An 18,153-nucleotide genomic window follows, 5' to 3' on the forward strand; every position below is an offset into this window, starting at 1 on the left:
GCGCCTTACTCCACTTCCATGGGGGTGCGGGCCTTCTTGGACGGGCTGCCGAACAGGTTGAGCTCGCTCTCGCCGCCCGAGCAGCCGTTGCCGAAGGTGAAGCCGCAGGAGCCCCGCAGATCGAATGTGTCCTCGCCCACTTCGCGGTGGGCGGTGGGGATGACAAAGCGATCCTCGTAATTGGCGATGGCCATCACCTGGTACATGTCGTCGATGGCCGCGCCGGTGAGGCCGACGCGCGTGGCGATCGCCTCGTCGATGCGCCCGTCCACGGTCTTTGCCCGCATATAGGCGCGCATGGCCAGCATGCGCTCAAGCGCCCGGGCCACCGGCTCCTCATTTCCTGCGGTCAGAAGATTGGCGAGGTACTTCAGCGGGATGCGCAGCGAGCGCACGTCCGGCATGTCGCCGTCCATGCCCATCTTGCCCGCGGCGGCGGCGGACTGGATGGGGGAGAGCGGCGGCACGTACCAGACCATGGGAAGCGTGCGGTATTCGGGATGGAGGGGAAAGGCGACCTTCCATTCCATGGCCATCTTCCAGATGGGCGACTGCCGCGCCGCCTCGATCCAGGCATCCGGCACGCCGTCGGCGCGCGCCTGCGCCACCACGGCCGGGTCCTTGGGATCGAGGAACAGGTCGAGCTGTGCCTGATAGAGCTTCTTCTCGTCCTTGACGCTCGCCGCTTCCTCGATGCGGTCGGCGTCATAGAGCAGCACGCCGAGATAGCGGATGCGGCCGACACAGGTTTCCGAGCACACGGTGGGCTGGCCCGCCTCGATGCGCGGATAGCAGAAGATGCACTTCTCCGACTTTCCAGAAGACCAGTTGTAATAGATCTTCTTGTAGGGGCACCCCGAGACGCACATGCGCCAGCCCCGGCACTTCTCCTGGTCGATGAGGACGATGCCGTCCTCCTCCCGCTTGTAGATGGCACCGGACGGACAGGAGGCCGCGCAGGTGGGGTTGAGGCAGTGCTCGCACAGGCGCGGCAGGTACATCATGAAGGTATTCTCGAACTGGCCGTAGATGTCGGCCTGCACGCCTTCGAAATTCACATCCTTCCGGCGCTTCTCGAACTCGCCGCCGAGGATTTCTTCCCAATTCGGGCCCCACTCGATCTTCTCCATCCGCTCCCCCGAAACCAGGGAGCGCGGGCGCGCGGTGGGGAATGCCTTCGATTCCTTCGCATTGTGAAGATGCTCGTAGTCGAAGGTGAAGGGCTCGTAATAATCATCTATCTCCGGCAGGTCCGGATTGGCGAAGATGTTCGCCAGGATCCGCCACTTGGCGCCGATCCGCGGCTCGATCTTGCCGTTGGCCTTGCGGCGCCACCCGCCATTCCACTTCTTCTGGTTCTCCCACTCGCGCGGATAGCCGATGCCGGGCTTGGTCTCCACATTGTTGAACCAGGCATATTCAACGCCCTGGCGGCTGGTCCAGACGTTCTTGCAGGTGACGGAGCAGGTGTGACACCCGATGCACTTGTCGAGGTTCAGCACCATGGCGATCTGGGCACGGATCTTCATTGGGCCATCTCCTTGGCCGGAGTGTTGGAGGCGGAGGGCTGAAGCTCCTCTTCAAGCCAGTCCACCTTGCTCATCTTGCGGATGACGACGAATTCGTCGCGATTGGCGCCCACGGTGCCGTAATAGTTGAAGCCGTAGGATTGCTGCGCGTAGCCGCCGATCATATGGGTCGGCTTCAGCACCGTGCGGGTCACGGAATTATGGATGCCGCCGCGCTTGCCGGTCTGTTCCGAGCCGGGCGTGTTAATGATCTTCTCCTGCGCGTGGTACATCATCATCATGCCCGGCATGACGCGCTGGGAGACGACGGCCCGCGCCGTGAGCGCGCCGTTGGCGTTGAAGACCTCGACCCAGTCGTTATCGACGATGCCGGCGGCCTTCGCGTCGTCCTCCGAGATCCACACCACCGGCCCACCCCGGTTCAGGGTGAGCATCAGCAGATTGTCCGTATAGGTGGAGTGGATGCCCCACTTCTGGTGCGGGGTGATGAAGTTGAGGACGATCTCCGTGTGCCCGTTGGGACGCGCGTCCTTGTGGCCGGGGATGGTCTTCAGGTCCACCGGCGGCTTCCAGGTGACGAGCTCCTCGCCGAACGCCCGCATCCACAGGTGATCCTGGTAGAGCTGCTGGCGCCCGGTGATGGTGCGCCAGGGGATCAGTTCGTGGACGTTGGTGTATCCGGCATTGTAGCAGACCGTCTCGCTCTCGATGCCCGACCAGGTGGGCGATGAGATGATCTTGCGCGGCTGGGCCTGCACGTCGCGATAGCGGATCTTCTCGTCTTCCTTGGGAAGGGCGAGATGGGCGTGCTCGCGGCCGGTATTGCGGGAAAGCGCCTCCCACGCCTTCACCGCCACCTCGCCATTGGTCTCCGGCGCGAGCATGAGGATGACCTCGGCCGCGTCGATGTCCGTGTCGATCTTCGCCAACCCCTTGGCCGGGCCGTCGCGGTGCACGCCATTGAGCGCGCGCAGCGCGTCCACTTCGTGCCCGGTCTTCCACGAAATGCCCTTGCCGCCGTTGCCGATGCTCTCCATCAGCGGGCCGAGGGAGGTGAAGCGGGCATAGGTCGCCGGATAATCCCGCGTGACCACCGTGACGCTCGGCATGGTCTTGCCGGGGATCGGCTCCACCTCGCCGCGCTTCCAGTCCTTCACGTCCATGGCCTGGGCGATCTCGGCCGGGGTGTCGTGCAGGATCGGGGTGAGGACGGTGTCCTCCTCCACCCCCAGCACCTCAGGCGCGACCTCCGAGAAGGCGCGGGCGATGCCCTTGTAGATCTCCCAGTCGGACCGCGCCTCCCAGGCCGGGTCCACCGCCGCGGACAGCGGATGGATGAAGGGATGCATGTCCGAGGTGTTGAGGTCGTTCTTCTCGTACCAGGTGGCGGTGGGCAGCACGATGTCCGAGTAGACGCAGGTGGTGGACATGCGGAAGTCCAGCGTCACCAGGAGGTCGAGCTTGCCCTCGGGCGCCTCGTCCCGCCACGCCACCTCCTTGTTGCGCACGGCGCCCTCGGCGCCGAGATCCTTGCCCATGACGCCGTGCTGGGTGCCGAGCAGGTGCTTCAGGAAATATTCATGCCCCTTGCCGGACGAGCCCAGCAGGTTGGAGCGCCAGACGAAGAGGTTGCGGGGCCAGTTGTCCGGGTGGTCCGGATCGTGGCAGGACAGTTCGAGCTCGCCGCTCTTCAGGGCGGCGGCGACATAGTCCTTCGGCTCCTGGCCGGCGGCCTTGGCGCGACCTGCTATCTCCAGCGGATTCTGCCGGAGCTGCGGGGCGGAGGGCAGCCAGCCCATGCGCTCGGCGCGCACGTTGTAGTCGATGAAGCTCTGGTCCCAGTCACCCTTGGGCGCGGTGGGCGAGAGGATCTCGGACGCGGTCAGCGTCTCGTAGCGCCACTGGTCCGAGTGGGCATACCAGAACGAGGTCGCGTTCTGGTGCCGCGGCGGGCGCCCCCAGTCGAGGCCGAAGGCGAGCGGCTGCCAGCCGGTCTGCGGGCGCAGCTTCTCCTGCCCCACATAATGGGACCAGCCGCCGCCGGACTGGCCGACGCAACCGCAGAACACCAGGAGATTGATCACCCCCCGGTAGTTCATGTCCATGTGGTACCAGTGGTTCATGGCCGCGCCGATGATGATCATGGACCGGCCATTGGTCTTCTCGGCATTGGTCGCGAATTCGCGCGCCACCGTAATGATGGCGTCCCGCTTGACGCCGGTGATGCGCTCCGCCCATGCCGGTGTGAAGGGCACGTCCGCATCGTAGGACGTGGCGACGTTCCCGCCACCGAAGCCGCGGTCAAGGCCGTAATTGGCCATCATCAAGTCGTAGACGGTGGCGACCTTCATCACGGCGCCGTCCGCGCCCTGGATGAGCCGGACCGGCAGGTTTCGGGTGAGGACCTCGCCATGGTCCGTGGCGACGAAATGTTCGGTGGCCCGTCCCCCGAAATAGGGAAAGTCCACGGGCACCATCTCGTCCTCGCCTCCCGCCAGCGACAGCTTCAGGCGGATGGCGCGGCCGGCCCCGTCCTTCTCCTCCAGGTTCCACTGGGCGCTCTCGCCCCAGCGATGGCCGACTGAACCGACGGGAGCCACAAGGTCTCCCGTCGGTTCGTCGAAGGCGACCGTCTTCCATTCCGGATTGTTGGTCTCTCCCAGAGCGCCGGGCAGATCGGCCGCGCGCAGCAGTCGCTCGGGCACGAGGCGCCCGTCCCGCTCTTCCAACCGCACCAGGAAAGGCATGTCCGAATAGCGACGCAGATAATCGTCGAAATACGGCACCTGCCGGTCGAGATGGTACTCGCGCAGGATGACGTGGCCCATGGCCAACGCGAGGGCGGCATCAGTGCCCTGCTTGGGGTTCAGCCAGATGTCGGCGAACTTGGTGGCCTCGGCGTAGTCCGGCGTGACAACCGCGCTCTTGGTGCCCTTGTAGCGGACCTCGGTGTAGAAATGGGCGTCGGGCGTGCGGGTCTGGGGCACGTTGGAGCCCCACACGATAATGAAGCCGGCATTGTACCAGTCGGCGCTCTCCGGCACGTCCGTCTGCTCGCCCCAGGTCTGCGGTGAGGCGGGCGGCAGGTCGCAATACCAGTCGTAGAAGGACAGGCACACACCGCCGAGCAGCGAGAGATAGCGCGCGCCCGCCGCGTAGGAGACCATGGACATGGCCGGGATCGGCGAGAAGCCCGCCACGCGGTCCGGGCCATGCTTGCGGATGGTGTGGGCATTGGCGGCAGCGACGAGTTCGTTCACCTCGTCCCAAGAGGCGCGCACCAGCCCGCCATGGCCCCGGATGGAGGTGTAGGAGGCGCGCTTTTCCGCGTTCTCGACGATGGAGGCCCAGGCGGCCACCGGCGGCAACTTGGACCGCGCCTCGCGCCAGAGCTTGAGCAGGCGCCCGCGCACCATAGGGTGCTTCACCCGGGCGCCGGAATAGAGATACCAGCTATAGGATGCACCACGGGCGCAGCCGCGCGGCTCATGGTTGGGCAGATCCGGCCGGGTGCGGGGATAGTCGGTCTGCTGGGTCTCCCAGGTGACGATCCCGCCCTTGACGTAGATCTTCCACGAGCACGATCCGGTGCAGTTCACGCCATGGGTCGAGCGCACGATCTTGTCGTGCTGCCAGCGCTTCCGGTAGGCGTCCTCCCAAGAGCGATCCTCATGGGTGACGATGCCGTGTCCGTTCGAGAACGGCTCGGTCTGCCTGCGGAAGAAGGTGAGACGATCGAGAAAATGGGACATGGGGATGCCTTCCGTTACTCGGCAGCAGCCGGACGGTTGATGGCGCGCGGGGCGATTCCGCGCTCGAGGTCATGGAGAAGGCCGCCCTTTCGGGTGTAGACAGCCCAGGTGAGCAGGAGGCAGCTCACATAGAAGATGAGGAAGGCCCACAAAGCCGCCTCCGGCGAGCCGGTGAGCGCAATGGAGGAGCCGTAGCCCTTCGGGATGAAGAACGCCCCGAAGGCTGCAATGGCGGAGGTGAAGCCGGTGATGGCGGCCGCCTCCTTCTCCGCCTGCCGGCGCCGCGTCTCCGCATCCGCTCCGGGCAGCAGGCGCTCCATTTCCTTCGCCATGATCGCCGGGATCATCTGGAAGGTGGAGGCGTTGCCGACGCCGGTGGCGAAGAACAGCACCAGGAAGGAGGCGAAGAAGGCCGAGAATGCCCAGGGCTCCGCCCGCATGCCGATGGACCACAGCACGCCGCTGACCCCGGCCATGGAGAGCAGGAAGACGTAGATGGTCACCCGTCCCCCGCCAAAGCGGTCAGCGAGCCACCCCGTGCCGGAGCGGGCAAGTGCGCCGACCAGCGGGCCGAGAAAGGCGTATTGGAGCGCGTTCACCTCCGGAAAGAGGATGTTGGTGAGCAGCGGGAAGCCCGCCGAATAGCCGATGAATGAGCCGAACGTGCCCGTATAGAGCCAGCACATGATCCAGTTGTGCTTGCGCTGGAAGATCACCGACTGCTCACGGAACGACGCCTTGGCGGAGGCGATGTCGTTCATGCCGAACCAGGCCGCGAAGGCGGACAGGACGATGAAGGGCACAAAGAAGAAGCCGGCATTTTGCAGCCATACCGGGACGGGGCCGGCCGGTGTCTTCACCATGGCCGGGTCGCCGCCCAGGGCGCCGAACAGGCCCGCCGTGATGACGAGCGGCACCACGAACTGCACCACGCTGACGCCGAGATTGCCGAGTCCCGCATTGAGCGCGAGGGCGTTCCCCTTCTCCTTCTTGGGAAAGAAGAAGGAGATGTTGGCCATGGAGGAGGCGAAGTTACCGCCGCCGAAGCCGCACAGCAGAGCCAGGATCAGCAGCACCACATAGGGCGTGTCAGGATTCTGAACCGCATAGCCGATGCCCAGCGCCGGGATGATGAGCGACCAGGTGGTCAAAGTGGTCCAGAGCCGCCCGCCAAAAATGGGCACCATGAAGGAATAGAAGATGCGCAGCGTTGCGCCGGTCAGGCCCGGCAAGGCGGCGAGCCAGAACAATTCCTCCGTGGTGAAGCGGAAGCCAGCCAATGGGAGCTTCGCCACCACCACCGACCACACCTGCCAGATCGCGAAGGAGAGCAGCAGGGCCGGAATGGAGAGCCAGAGGTTGCGCCGCGCGATGGCGCGCCCGGTCTTCTGCCAGAAATCCGGATCCTCCGGCCGCCAGTCGGTCAGGACAGCGCCGCGCACCTTTGCCGGAGTGGGAACAGGGGTGGCCACCGCCGGGGCGAGGCCTTGCATTTCCGGCAGCTCCGGCAACGTCTTCAGCGCATCGCCCGTGGCTTCCTTCTCCATCTGCCGGATGGCGAGGTGCATCCAGGTCAGGGAGATGGCGGCGATAACGAACAGCAGCATGAAGCAGCTGGTCCACAAGCCGGTCAGGTCGTTGAGCACGCCGAACAGCAGCGGAAGGACGAAGCCGCCGAGGCCGCCGATCATGCCGACGAGGCCGCCGACAGCGCCCACGTTCTGCGGATAATAGACGGGGATGTGCTTGTAGACCGCGGCCTTGCCGAGGGCCATGAAGAATCCGAGGATAAAGACCGCGACGGTGAAGCCGACGACCCCCATTTCCATGTGGAATTCGATCGGGCCGTTGATGCCGCGTACGATGTAGTCCGTTGGGGGATAGGACAGGACGAATGTGGCGACGACCGACACGAGGAACGTCCAGTACATGACCCGCCGCGCGCCATACACGTCCGAGAGATGCCCGCCATAGGCGCGGAAGATGCTCGCGGGGACGGAAAAGAAGGCGGCGATCATGCCCGCGGACTTGATGTCCAGCCCGTAGACCTTCACCAGATATTGCGGCAGCCAGAGCGCGAGCGCCACGAAGGCGCCGAAGACGAAGAAATAATAGAGCGAGAAGCGCCAGACCTGGATGTTCTTCAGCGGCTCCAGTTCGAGCCAAGCGCTCTTCGGCTTGATACCGAGCCGGCGGCGCTCCACGAGCACCGGATCATCCTTGGTGGAAACGAAGAAGACGACCGCCATCACCACGAGGGCGGCGGCCCAGACCTGGGCCACCATCTGCCATCCATAGGCGACGAGGATGAAAGGGGCGAGGAACTTGGTGACCGCCGCGCCCACATTGCCCGCGCCGAAGATGCCGAGCGCGGTCCCCTGCTTGCCCGCCGGATACCAGCGCGAGACATAAGCAACACCCACCGCGAACGATCCGCCCGCGATGCCGACGCCGAGGGCTGCGAGCAAGAATTGGGGATAGGTGGTGGCGAAAGTCAGAAGGAAGGTCGCGACCGCCGCCGCCAGCATGGTCAGCGTGAAGACGACACGACCACCATAAAGGTCGGTCCAAATCCCCAGCGCCACGCGGATAAGTGAGCCCGTGAGGATGGGGGTGCCCACCAAGAGGCCGAACTGCGTGTCGGTAAGCCCCAGATCCTGACGGATGCGGATGCCGATGATGGAGAAGATCGTCCACACCGCGAAGCATACGGTGAAGGCGACAGTGCTTAAGGTGAGCGAGGTCCGCTGGTCTGCGACGCTCACGTCTTGAGTTGTTTGCATGGCTCAATCTCGCCCGTTGCAAGTGCACGGCTACGTCGTGCGTCAGCAAAATGGCCGATCTCGCCTCATCCTTCTTTGATTTGTATCAGCTTTAATGAAACGCACTGGAGATATTATTGTATTTGAATTTATATGTTACTTAATTATATTATGTAATCCGCTGAATTGAATATTTCAGTTTTATCTCTTGATATTTATCAATTCGAATGCTGTCCGCGGCCTGTTTAATGGATGCGGGACAGGAGGATCGCGTCGGGCGGGCCAGCGGATCTCCGGTTGAGCCTCAGCCGCCCGACGGAGCTTTCATGCGATAATAGGGGCGATGGTGCTGGAATGAGACCCGAAGACACCGACGCCGTCAGGCAGCTTCCGTTGTTCCGGGACGCGCGCAAGGAGACGTTCGCAAAGATGATGCGCGCGGGCCTCCTCCAGCGCTTCCCGCCCGGCGTCACCATCATCCACGAAAGCGACCATGCCGACTTCCTCCACGTGGTGGTCGACGGTTTGGTGGAAATGTTCGCCATCGATGGGGATCGCGAGACCTCGATCAGCTTGGTTCGTCCCGTGGGCACATTCATTCTCGCCGCCGTGCTCACCGGTCAGGTCTATCTCCAGTCGGCCCGGACGCTGCACAAATCCCAGTTGCTCATGATTCCGGCAGAACATGTCCGGTCCGCTGTTGGGACGGATGAGGGCTTCACCCGCGCAGTGGTCCCTGAACTCGCACGCGGATATCGGGGTGCCGTAAAGGAGCTGAAGAACCAGAAGCTGCGGACTGGCGCGGAGCGGCTGGCCAATTGGCTGCTGCAAAGCGCGCATTTTCATGAAGGCGAGAGCGTTGTCACGCTCGATTTCGAGAAAAAAAAGCTCTCGTCCTTGCTCGGAATGACGCCTGAAAACCTGTCTCGCGCCTTTTCTGCTATTAAATCCGTGGGCGTCTCCACAGCGGGATCTGCGATCAGGATCGAGGATGTCGCAGAGTTGCGTCGTTTTGCACGGCCCAATCCATTGATCGACGGACTGGAGTGACCACCCGCCTGGTCTGTCCTGTGTCGCGCAAATACTGGGCTGGCGGCGAGCGCCTAATGGAGTTGCATGCCATGCCCGCTTGATAGGCATTTGGCCGTTCGAAAACCCGCTCTGAGGCTGGGCTGAACCGAATGGCTGGCGCCGATAGGTGTGGAACCGAGCCTTCATTGGAGTTGGCATAATTCGTGCGTGCAAAATCGCGTCAATGAAGACGACCGCTCGCCGGTATACGTGGCCAATGGCGGCCAACGTGCAGGGCATGTCAGGGAAGCCTCGAACAAGAATCGAGGATTGCTGGCGCGCGTCGTGACGCATTTTATAACATGCTCGCCTTCCTGCACCCGGCACGCGGTCGCTCCCTGGAGGACGCACCGTGACGTCAGTAAAGGTCCGCCGTCGACTTGTGGTCGTCGGCAATGGCATGGCCGCCGGCCGCATGCTTGAAGAGCTGTTCGCGCATGACGAGCAGGGATTCGACATCACCCTTTTCGGCTCCGAGCCGCGGGTCAATTACGACCGGATCATGCTGTCCCCCGTGCTGGCTCGGGAGAAGACGTATGAAGACATCATCATTCATGACGAGGGCTGGTATGCGCGACATGGCGTGCGGCTGATCCTCGACGACCGGGTGGTGGTCATCGACCGGGCGGCCAAGACGGTTACGAGCGCGTCCGGTCTGTGCGTGCCTTATGACGTTCTGGTGCTCGCCACCGGCTCGGACCCCTTTGTCATTCCGGTGCCCGGCGCGGATTTGCCGGGGGTCGTCACCTTCCGCGATCTCGATGATGTGGAGCGGATGCTGGCGGCCGCCGACCGTGGCGGCCGGGCCGTGGTCATCGGCGGGGGGCTGCTGGGCCTTGAGGCTGCCGCAGGCCTGGCGCTGAACGGCATGAGCACCAGCGTGGTGCATCTCATGCCGTTCCTGATGGAGCGCCAACTGGACCAGAACGCCGCCTATCTGCTTCAGAAGGCCATCGAGAAGCGTGGCATCGACGTCTACACAAGCGCGAACACCGTTGCAGTCCTAGGCTCTGACCGGGTCGAGGCCGTGCTGCTGGAGGGGGGACGCTCCCTGCCTGCGGACCTTGTGGTGATGGCTGTGGGTATTCGGCCTAGCGCGGCGCTCGCCCGAGCGGCGGGGTTGGAGGTGAAGCGCGGAATCGTCGTCGATGACGCTCTTACAACCAGCGACCCCGACATCTACGCCTTGGGCGAATGCGTCGAGCACCGGGGCGCCTGCTATGGGCTCGTGGCGCCGCTTTACGAGATGGCCAAGGTACTCGCAGCGCGCCTCGCCGACGTCGCGAGCAACGAGTATCGAGGCTCCGTGACCGCCACGAAGCTGAAAGTCACAGGGGTCGACCTCTTCTCCGCCGGAGATTTTTCCGAAGGGGACGAGACGGACGAAGTGGTTTTGCGCGATCCGGCACGCGGCATTTACAAGCGCGCAATCCTGCGAGGCGACCGCCTCGTTGGCGCGGTGCTCTATGGTGATACCGCCGATGGGGCATGGTTCTTCGATCTCATCAAGACCGGCGCGGACGTCTCCAAGATGCGCGACACGCTCATCTATGGCCAGGCATACCAGGGCGGGGGCGTAGCGCTCGACCCGGTAGCCGCGGTGGCCGCCCTGTCCGACGAGGCAGAAATCTGCGGGTGCAATGGCGTCTCCAAGGGCGCAATCGTCTCGGCCATCCGCTCGAAGGGCCTGACCACCATCGACGATGTGCGCGCCGTCACCAAGGCATCCGCCTCGTGCGGCCAGTGCACATCGAAGGTTGAGGCGGTACTCGCTGCCACGTTGGGCGCGTCCTATGCCGCTGCCGGCCGGAAGGCCATGTGCAAGTGCACTGACCTGACGCATGACGAGGTGCGCGGCTTCATTGCAACAAAAGTACTGAAATCGGTGCCTGCCGTCATGCAGGAGCTCGGCTGGAAAACCTCGTGCGGCTGCGCCTCCTGCCGTCCGGCGCTCAACTACTACCTGATTGCGGCCTGGCCGGGCGAATATCGAGACGACCCGCAATCCCGCTTCATCAACGAGCGGGTCCACGCAAACATTCAGAAGGACGGCACTTTTTCCGTGGTGCCGCGGATGTGGGGCGGTCTCACCACCGTCCAGGAGCTGCGCGCCATAGCTGATGTCGCGGAACGCTATGACGTGCGCACCATCAAGGTCACGGGAGGACAACGAATAGATCTACTCGGCATCCGCAAGGAAGATCTCCCTGCAGTCTGGGCGGAGCTGAACGCCGCCGGGATGGTGTCCGGCGCGGCCTATGCGAAGGGCCTGCGCACGGTCAAAACCTGTGTCGGCTCCGAATGGTGCCGCTTCGGCACACAGGATTCCACCGGCCTCGGCGTCAAGCTGGAGCGCCTCATGTGCGGCTCCTGGACCCCCGCCAAGGTTAAGCTGGCGGTTTCGGGCTGTCCGCGCAACTGCGCGGAGGCGACGGTGAAGGACATCGGCATCATCTGTGTCGAGTCGGGCTACGACATCCACGTGGCGGGTGCCGCGGGCCTGCATGTGCGCGCCACGGACCTGTTGGGCCATGTGGATACGGAAGAGGAGGCCATCGAGGTCTGCTCGGCCATACTCCAGGCCTATCGCGAGCAGGCGACCTATCTGGAGCGCATCTACAAGTGGGTCGACAAGATCGGACTGGACACGCTCCGCTCCCTCGTCCTTGAGGATCTCGACTCCCGCCGGGCTCTGTACGAGCGTTTCCTGGTCTCCCAGCGCGCCGTCCACCGCGACCCTTGGGCCGAGCGCGCGGCCGGCCGCGAGCTTCACGAATTCATGCCGCTCGCACGCCTCGATGGTGTCCGCGCGGCCGTCACTTCGGAGTGAGAGCCATGCAAATCGCAGATGAATACTGGTTCGATCTCGGTCCCCTCAGCGGCATTCCGCGGCGGGGCGCACGCACCGTCAAGGTCCCTCGCCGCGAGATCGCCGTGTTCCGCACGGCGAACGACGAGGTGTTTGCCCTGGAAAACCGTTGTCCCCATAAGGGCGGCCCGCTCTCGGAAGGCATCGTCCATGGCCGCAAGGTGGCCTGCCCGTTGCACAATTGGGTGATCGACCTTGATAGCGGCGAGGCCGGCGGCGCCGACCACGGCTGCGCCCGTACGTTTCCGGTCAAAGTCGAGAATGACCGCATCTTCATCAACATGGGAATCGCTGCGGCTCCCTAACGCGCGATCTGCTCCGATTGAAACAATCCGAGCGGTGAAACGCCATCTGCCTCTCTGAAGACAGACGGCTTCACCGATCACATTGCATCGCGCGACGGTTCGATGTGACCGGCTCCCATTCCGGGCACCAACGACGGCATCCCTCACCGCTCACCTCACGAATTTAAACTTTCCTGGAGTACCGATGGCCTATCTCGCCCCTTCCGAATTCGTCAGCAAAATGGTCGACGCTGGAGAAATGAAGATCTTCATGTCGACTCGCGACACCTTGATCCGCTCCTACATGGCAGGAGCTATCCTCGCGCTCGCAGCGGCCTTCGCCATCACCGTCACGGTGAACACAGGCAACCACCTCATAGGCTCGCTCTTATTCCCGGTCGGCTTCGCCATGCTCTACCTGCTTGGATTCGACCTGCTGACAGGGGTCTTCACCCTTGCTCCGCTGGCCGTGTTCGACAAGCGGCCTGGCGCCACGTGGAACGGGGTGCTGCGCAATTGGGGGCTGGTGTTCATCGGCAACTTTGCCGGGGCGCTGACGGTCGCGTTGTTCATGTCCATCATCTTCACTTACGGCTTCACCGAAGCTCCCAACGCAGTTGGTCAGAAGATCGGCAGCATCGGCGAAGGACGCACCGTGGGCTATGCCGCGCATGGCTTTGCCGGCATGCTGACGCTCTTCATCCGGGCAGTCATGTGCAACTGGATGGTCTCGACCGGCGTTGTGGCCGCCATGATGTCCACCACGGTGTCGGGTAAGGTCATCGCTATGTGGATGCCGATTTTGGTGTTTTTCTATATGGGATTCGAGCATTCCATCGTGAACATGTACTTGTTTCCGTCGGGCCTGATGATGGGTGGGCATTTCACGATCATGGATTATCTCTTGTGGAATGAGATTCCCACAGTAATCGGAAATCTGGTGGGTGGGCTGACATTTGTGGGCGCAACACTCTATTCAACCCACTACAAGACGGCACCGAGTCGCATCCCTGGCTGACGCAGAGCCACGCCACAAACACCCTTGCGCCAGGCCCCCGCATCGGCGGGGGCCGTTTAGGGAGTTCGTATGCCGAAAATCCTCAGTGTGTCCCTAGGGCAATGTTCGGAGGCGGGCCTTAAGGCGGACAATCAAGACTTTCATGGCGCGATCATTCCGGACGGAGCGGCACTCACCCTTAAGGGAATAGCGCTCGCGATCGCTGACGGCATCAGTTCAAGCAGCGTGAGCCGCGTCGCGAGCGAATCGGCGGTCAAAGGGTTCCTCACCGACTATTACTGCACCTCCGACGCCTGGAGCGTGAAGACGTCCGCCGAGCGCGTCCTGTCTGCCACGAATTCATGGCTCCATGCCCAAACGCGACGCAGTCAATGGGCCTACGACCGGGACAAGGGCTATGTCTGCACCTTTTCCGGCCTGGTACTCAAGGCGACTACCGCTCACCTTTTTCATGCGGGCGACAGCCGAATCTACCGGATGACGGGCGGTACGCTGGAGCAACTGACCGACGACCATAGGCTCGTCGTCTCTCCAACGGACTCTTTCCTGTCCCGTGCGATGGGCATGGACCGCAACATCGAGATCGACTACCGGGCGCTGCCGGTGCAACCCGGTGACACCTTCGTCATGGCGACGGATGGTGTGTATGCGCATGCGAGCGCGAAGTTCATAGCCAGTGCCATCGCCGCGAACGGCGGCGACCTCAACGCGGCCGCCCGAGCCATTGTGCTGGAGGCGCTTCACAAAGGGAGCCAGGATAACCTGACGGTCCAAATCGTCCGGGTCGAGACGCTCCCGGACGATGAGGCGCGTGACGTCCTGGGGCATGCCCTTGACCTGCCGCTGCCCGCATTGCCCGCGCCGCGCCAGATGCTGGATGGCTATAGGATCGAACGTCAGGTCCACGCATCCAGCCGGAGCCATTTGTATCTGGCAACTCATGTCGAGAGCGGCGCGCAGGTGGTCCTGAAACTGCCGAGCGTGGAATTGCGCGACGACTCGACCTATCTGCGGCGTCTCTTCATGGAAGAATGGATCGCGCGTCGCATCGAAAGCCCGCACGTCCTGAAGGCTGCCCCGCCACAAATCCGCACCTCGCTCTATACCGCGATGGAATATGTGGAGGGCCGAACACTGTCCCAATGGATGCGGGACAATCCGCGGCCCGACCTGGAAACCGTCCGAGGCATCGTCGATCAGATCGCGATTGGGCTGAACGCCTTCCATCGAAAAGACATGCTTCACCAAGACATACGGCCCGACAACATCCTGATCGATCCGTGCGGCACGGTGAAGATCATCGACTTTGGTTCCACAAGGGTTGCGGGCATCATCGAATCCACACGCGACTCTGCGGAGACCGCAATACTCGGGACAGTTCAGTACACCGCGCCGGAATACCATGGGGGGGTAAGCGGGACACCCCAATCTGATCTCTATTCTCTGGCGGTGATCACCTACCAGATGCTCACCGGTCAGCTTCCCTATGATCCGCGCGCGCTGGTCGCGCACGCGCGTGGTGGGCGACAACGGCTTGTCTATATGTCGGCGCTCGACCCCGTTCCCTCGCTGCCCCCTTGGGTGGACGATGTGCTTGAGACCGCGCTGTCCACGGATCCCAGCCGTCGGTTCGCAGATGTTTCCGAATTCACCTATGCCCTGCGTCACCCTGACGGGAACTATTCACGACGATCTGCGCGCCCCCTACTCGAGCGCGACCCGCTTGTTTTTTGGAAGGCCGCTGCGATTGCCTTAGGGGCAACATCAGTCTTGCAGGCGATTTTACGGCTTAGCGGGAATTAAGCCTGTGGTGCGGATATCTGAATCCGTAAGGCGCATGCTCGGATGAATTTCATTCGACCCCACTGTCCGCGGCAACCCTGCGCAAGTAAGTGGCGAGCATTTCCTTGCTGTATTTCTGATCTAGCGAATATTCAGCCTGTTAGAATTCGATGACATCAAGAATAAAATGAATGAACTCACATAATTTGTCGGATCCAATCTATGAGAACCGCATGACGCCATTTGCCGAGTTGCTTCAACAGAGGGCAGGAAGCTCCTGGCTGTTCATCGCGAGGACCATCCTGCTCGGCGCGCTGCACGGGCTGGAACCGGGCCATTCCAAGACGGTGACGGCCGCCTTCATCGTAGCGCTGCCTGGAGTTTCGGCCCATGTGGTCCCTCTCGGCCCGCCGGCCATAGTGTCTCACATACGGCGCGCTCTCGGCTTCTTCTATGCACGGCTGATCGCGGTGGGCCTTGATGTCGGCGGGCGCCGCCGGAGCGGCATCGCCGTGCTCGCCAGCGCGCAGGCGGTGTGAGACATGCTCGCTGTCCTTGCGAACCGGACATACCGGCACCTGTTCCTCGCACAGGTCATTGCCCTGATCGGGACCGGGCTGGCGACCGTGGCCCTCGGCCTTCTCGCGTATGACTTGGCGGGGGCGAATGCGGGGTCGGTGCTGGGCACGGCACTCGCGATCAAGATGATCGCCTATGTCGGGGGCGCGCCGGTTGCAGCTGCCTTTGCCGAGCGACTGCCTCGGCGGACCATGCTGGTTTCGCTGGATCTGGTTCGTGCCGCCGTCGCGCTTCTGCTGCCCTTCGTGAGCGAGATCTGGCAGGTCTATGTGCTGATCTTCGTGCTCCAGTCGGCCTCCGCCGGGTTCACGCCGACCTTCCAGGCGACCATCCCCGATGTCCTGCCGGATGAGCGTGACTATACTCGTGCGCTCTCGCTATCGCGGCTCGCCTATGATCTAGAAAGCGTGGTCAGCCCGATGCTGGCCGCCGCCTTGCTCACGCTGATCAGCTTTCACAGCCTGTTCGCCGGCACCGTCGTCGGCTTCCTTGCCTCGGCCGCACTCGTCGTGTCGGTGGTCCTGCCGAGCCCGCAGGCGATAGAGAAGCGGGGCATTTATGATCGGACCACGCGCGGCATCCGCATCTATCTCGCGACGCCGCGCCTGCGCGGCCTGCTCGCGCTGAACCTTGCCGTCGCCGCGGCCAGTGCCATGGTCATCGTCAATACCGTGGTCCTGGTTCAAGCGGTGCTCGGCCTCGATCAGAGCGCGACCGCGCTGGCGCTCGCCGCCTTCGGCGGGGGCTCGATGGTGGCGGCACTGGCGTTGCCTCGGCTGCTGGATACGGTTCCCGACCGCGCCGCCATGCTCGCCGGCGCCGGGATCTTGGTCGCGGGGCTTCTTGTCGGATCAGCGCTGCGCAGCTTCGCGTTCGTGCTGCCGCTCTGGTTCCTGCTGGGGCTTGGATATTCGTTGGTGCAGACCCCCTCGGGGCGACTGCTGCGCCGCTCCTCGCGGCCGGAAGACCGTCCCTCCCTCTTCGCGGCGCAGTTCGCACTGTCGCATGCCTGCTGGCTGATCACGTATCCTCTTGCCGGCTGGTTCGGCGCAAGCATGGGGTTGCCGGGCACGTCCGCCGTTCTTGCCATTCTTGCTGGGGTCGCAGCTCTCGCCGCGATGCGGCTTTGGCCGGCAAGAGATCCCGATGAACTGGAGCATGTCCACGACGCGCTGCAGGACGATGATCCCCATCTGGCCGGCGCTATTCCCGTTTCCGGCGGGCACCGGCATAGCCATGAGTTCGTCATCGACCACCATCACACAGCATGGCCGCGCGGGTGATGCCTCCTGGCGATCGCGGACGACCATGACCGAGCTGACGGCCTTTGCCGGCCTCTTCTTCAGCGCATTGATCGCTGCGACGATCCTGCCGATGCAATCGGAAGCCGTTCTGGTCGGGTTGCTGCTAGCGACCGACTATCCGCCCTGGGTGCTGGTGGGTGTGGCGAGCCTCGGCAATGTGCTGGGTTCGGTCATCAACTGGCTGCTCGGGCGCGGCATTCACCGGTTTCGGCGCCAGAGATGGTTTCCCGTCAAGCCTGCGGCCCTGGCGCGCTCGGAGACCTGGTACCGCCGCTACGGCAAATGGTCCCTGCTTCTCAGCTGGGCGCCGGTCATAGGCGATCCGCTGACCGTCATTGCCGGGGTGCTGCGCGAGCCGCTGCCAATGTTCTTGGCTCTCGTCGCTCTGGCCAAGGTCGGACGCTACGTGGTTCTTGCGGCCGTTACGCTTGGGCTGGGCTGATCATGGCCTTCTGGCAGTACATTGTCGGTTTCCAGCAGGAAATCTATCAGGCCTTCGCCGCACAGATCCGGGATGTCGCGGGGGCGGGCGGCTGGGGGGCGTTCATCCTCTATCTGCCAATGGGAAGCCTGTTCGGCGCCGCGCACGCGCTGACCCCTGGACATAGCAAGACGATCCTCGCGACCTATCTTGCGGGCTCCCACCTTGGCATCCTGCGCGGGCTGGGGGTCTGCCTGGCGCTCTCCTTTACCCATGTGCTGATGTCGGTTCTGATCGCGCTTCTGGCGCTCCCGCTGATCTCCGCATCACTGGGTAGCGTTGGCCGCACGCCTGTTCTTGAGGATGTCAGCCGGGCGCTTCTGGGCATCATCGGCCTCTGGATGTTGTGGCGAGCCTGGCGTCGGCACTCGCATGTTCATGGTCGGGGCGAGGGCCTGATGGTCGGCGTCATGGCCGGCCTCATTCCGTGTCCATTGACGCTCTTCGTCATGACCTTTGCCATGGCGCGCGGCGTGCCGGAGGCGGGGATCGCCTTCGCCGTAACAATGATGCTCGGGGTCGCGCTCACCCTGTCCACGGTCGCCGTCGCGACAATCCTCTTCCGCGATCGGCTGATGCGGCTGCTGGAACATCGGGGGAGGCTCCTGGAACGCTCGGCGCGGTTCATCGAGGCCGCCGCCGGGCTCGTGTTGCTGGCGGTTGCCTTGAGAGAAGTGTGGCTGCGCTGATCGCGCGGCTTGCGGGCGACGGACGAGTTCAGC

At 63.4% G+C, this 18,153-nt stretch carries 12 protein-coding genes; 9 read left to right on the forward strand and 3 right to left on the reverse strand.

All coding sequences use genetic code 11. The annotated features are described in order from the left end of the window. Positions 1-5: 5 nt before the first annotated feature. From narH to PV781_RS08935, 3 genes are read right to left on the reverse strand one after another with little or no spacing between them, the layout of a single operon-like run. Entirely contained in the window at positions 6-1,529 is a 1,524-nt protein-coding gene (gene narH / locus PV781_RS08925) for a nitrate reductase subunit beta (protein ID WP_274775280.1), read from the reverse strand. Beyond that, entirely contained in the window at positions 1,526-5,281 is a 3,756-nt protein-coding gene (locus tag PV781_RS08930) for a nitrate reductase subunit alpha (RefSeq protein ID WP_274775281.1), read from the reverse strand. Before PV781_RS08930 ends, narH begins: the two co-directional genes overlap by 4 nt. A 14-nt stretch (positions 5,282-5,295) precedes the next feature. Further along, on the reverse strand, positions 5,296-8,064 hold the full coding sequence (locus tag PV781_RS08935; RefSeq protein ID WP_274775282.1) for a nitrate/nitrite transporter: 2,769 nt from the start codon (positions 8,062-8,064) through the stop codon (positions 5,296-5,298). A 333-nt stretch (positions 8,065-8,397) separates the two neighbouring features. Between PV781_RS08935 and PV781_RS08940 the strand changes: the two genes are divergently transcribed. The 9 genes from PV781_RS08940 to PV781_RS08980 all read left to right on the forward strand — a co-directional run bounded on the left by PV781_RS08940 (position 8,398) and on the right by PV781_RS08980 (position 18,120). Further along, positions 8,398-9,093 (forward strand): cyclic nucleotide-binding domain-containing protein, encoded by a 696-nt coding sequence (locus PV781_RS08940; protein ID WP_274775283.1) that lies wholly within the window; start codon positions 8,398-8,400, stop codon positions 9,091-9,093. A gap of 373 nt (positions 9,094-9,466) precedes the next feature. Next, a complete protein-coding gene (nirB, locus tag PV781_RS08945; RefSeq protein ID WP_274775284.1) occupies positions 9,467-11,944 on the forward strand; it encodes a nitrite reductase large subunit NirB in 2,478 nt (825 codons plus the stop codon). A 5-nt stretch (positions 11,945-11,949) separates the two neighbouring features. Then, positions 11,950-12,288: a nitrite reductase small subunit NirD gene (gene nirD, locus PV781_RS08950; protein WP_274775285.1), complete on the forward strand. Its 339-nt coding sequence runs from the start codon at positions 11,950-11,952 to the stop codon at positions 12,286-12,288. Positions 12,289-12,472: 184 nt separating this feature from the next. Then, on the forward strand, positions 12,473-13,285 hold the full coding sequence (locus PV781_RS08955; protein ID WP_274775286.1) for a formate/nitrite transporter family protein: 813 nt from the start codon (positions 12,473-12,475) through the stop codon (positions 13,283-13,285). 69 nt (positions 13,286-13,354) lie between these two features. Beyond that, complete coding sequence (locus tag PV781_RS08960; protein WP_274775287.1) at positions 13,355-15,088, forward strand: bifunctional protein-serine/threonine kinase/phosphatase; 1,734 nt, start codon at positions 13,355-13,357, stop codon at positions 15,086-15,088. A gap of 212 nt (positions 15,089-15,300) precedes the next feature. Beyond that, positions 15,301-15,606, forward strand: a complete 306-nt coding sequence (locus PV781_RS24120) for a sulfite exporter TauE/SafE family protein (RefSeq protein WP_425532375.1) — start codon at positions 15,301-15,303, stop codon at positions 15,604-15,606. A gap of 3 nt (positions 15,607-15,609) precedes the next feature. Beyond that, a complete protein-coding gene (locus tag PV781_RS08970; protein ID WP_274775288.1) occupies positions 15,610-16,929 on the forward strand; it encodes an MFS transporter in 1,320 nt (439 codons plus the stop codon). 25 nt (positions 16,930-16,954) lie between these two features. Further along, positions 16,955-17,392 carry a YqaA family protein gene (locus PV781_RS08975; protein ID WP_274775289.1) on the forward strand — a complete coding sequence of 146 codons (438 nt, stop codon included), beginning with the start codon at positions 16,955-16,957 and terminating at the stop codon, positions 17,390-17,392. A gap of 2 nt (positions 17,393-17,394) precedes the next feature. Next, positions 17,395-18,120, forward strand: coding sequence for a nickel/cobalt transporter (locus PV781_RS08980; protein ID WP_274775290.1), 726 nt, complete (start codon positions 17,395-17,397; stop codon positions 18,118-18,120). Positions 18,121-18,153: the final 33 nt, after the last annotated feature.

The sequence above is a fragment of the Aquabacter sediminis genome (genome assembly GCF_028863665.1).
GTDB lineage: Bacteria > Pseudomonadota > Alphaproteobacteria > Rhizobiales > Xanthobacteraceae > L1I39.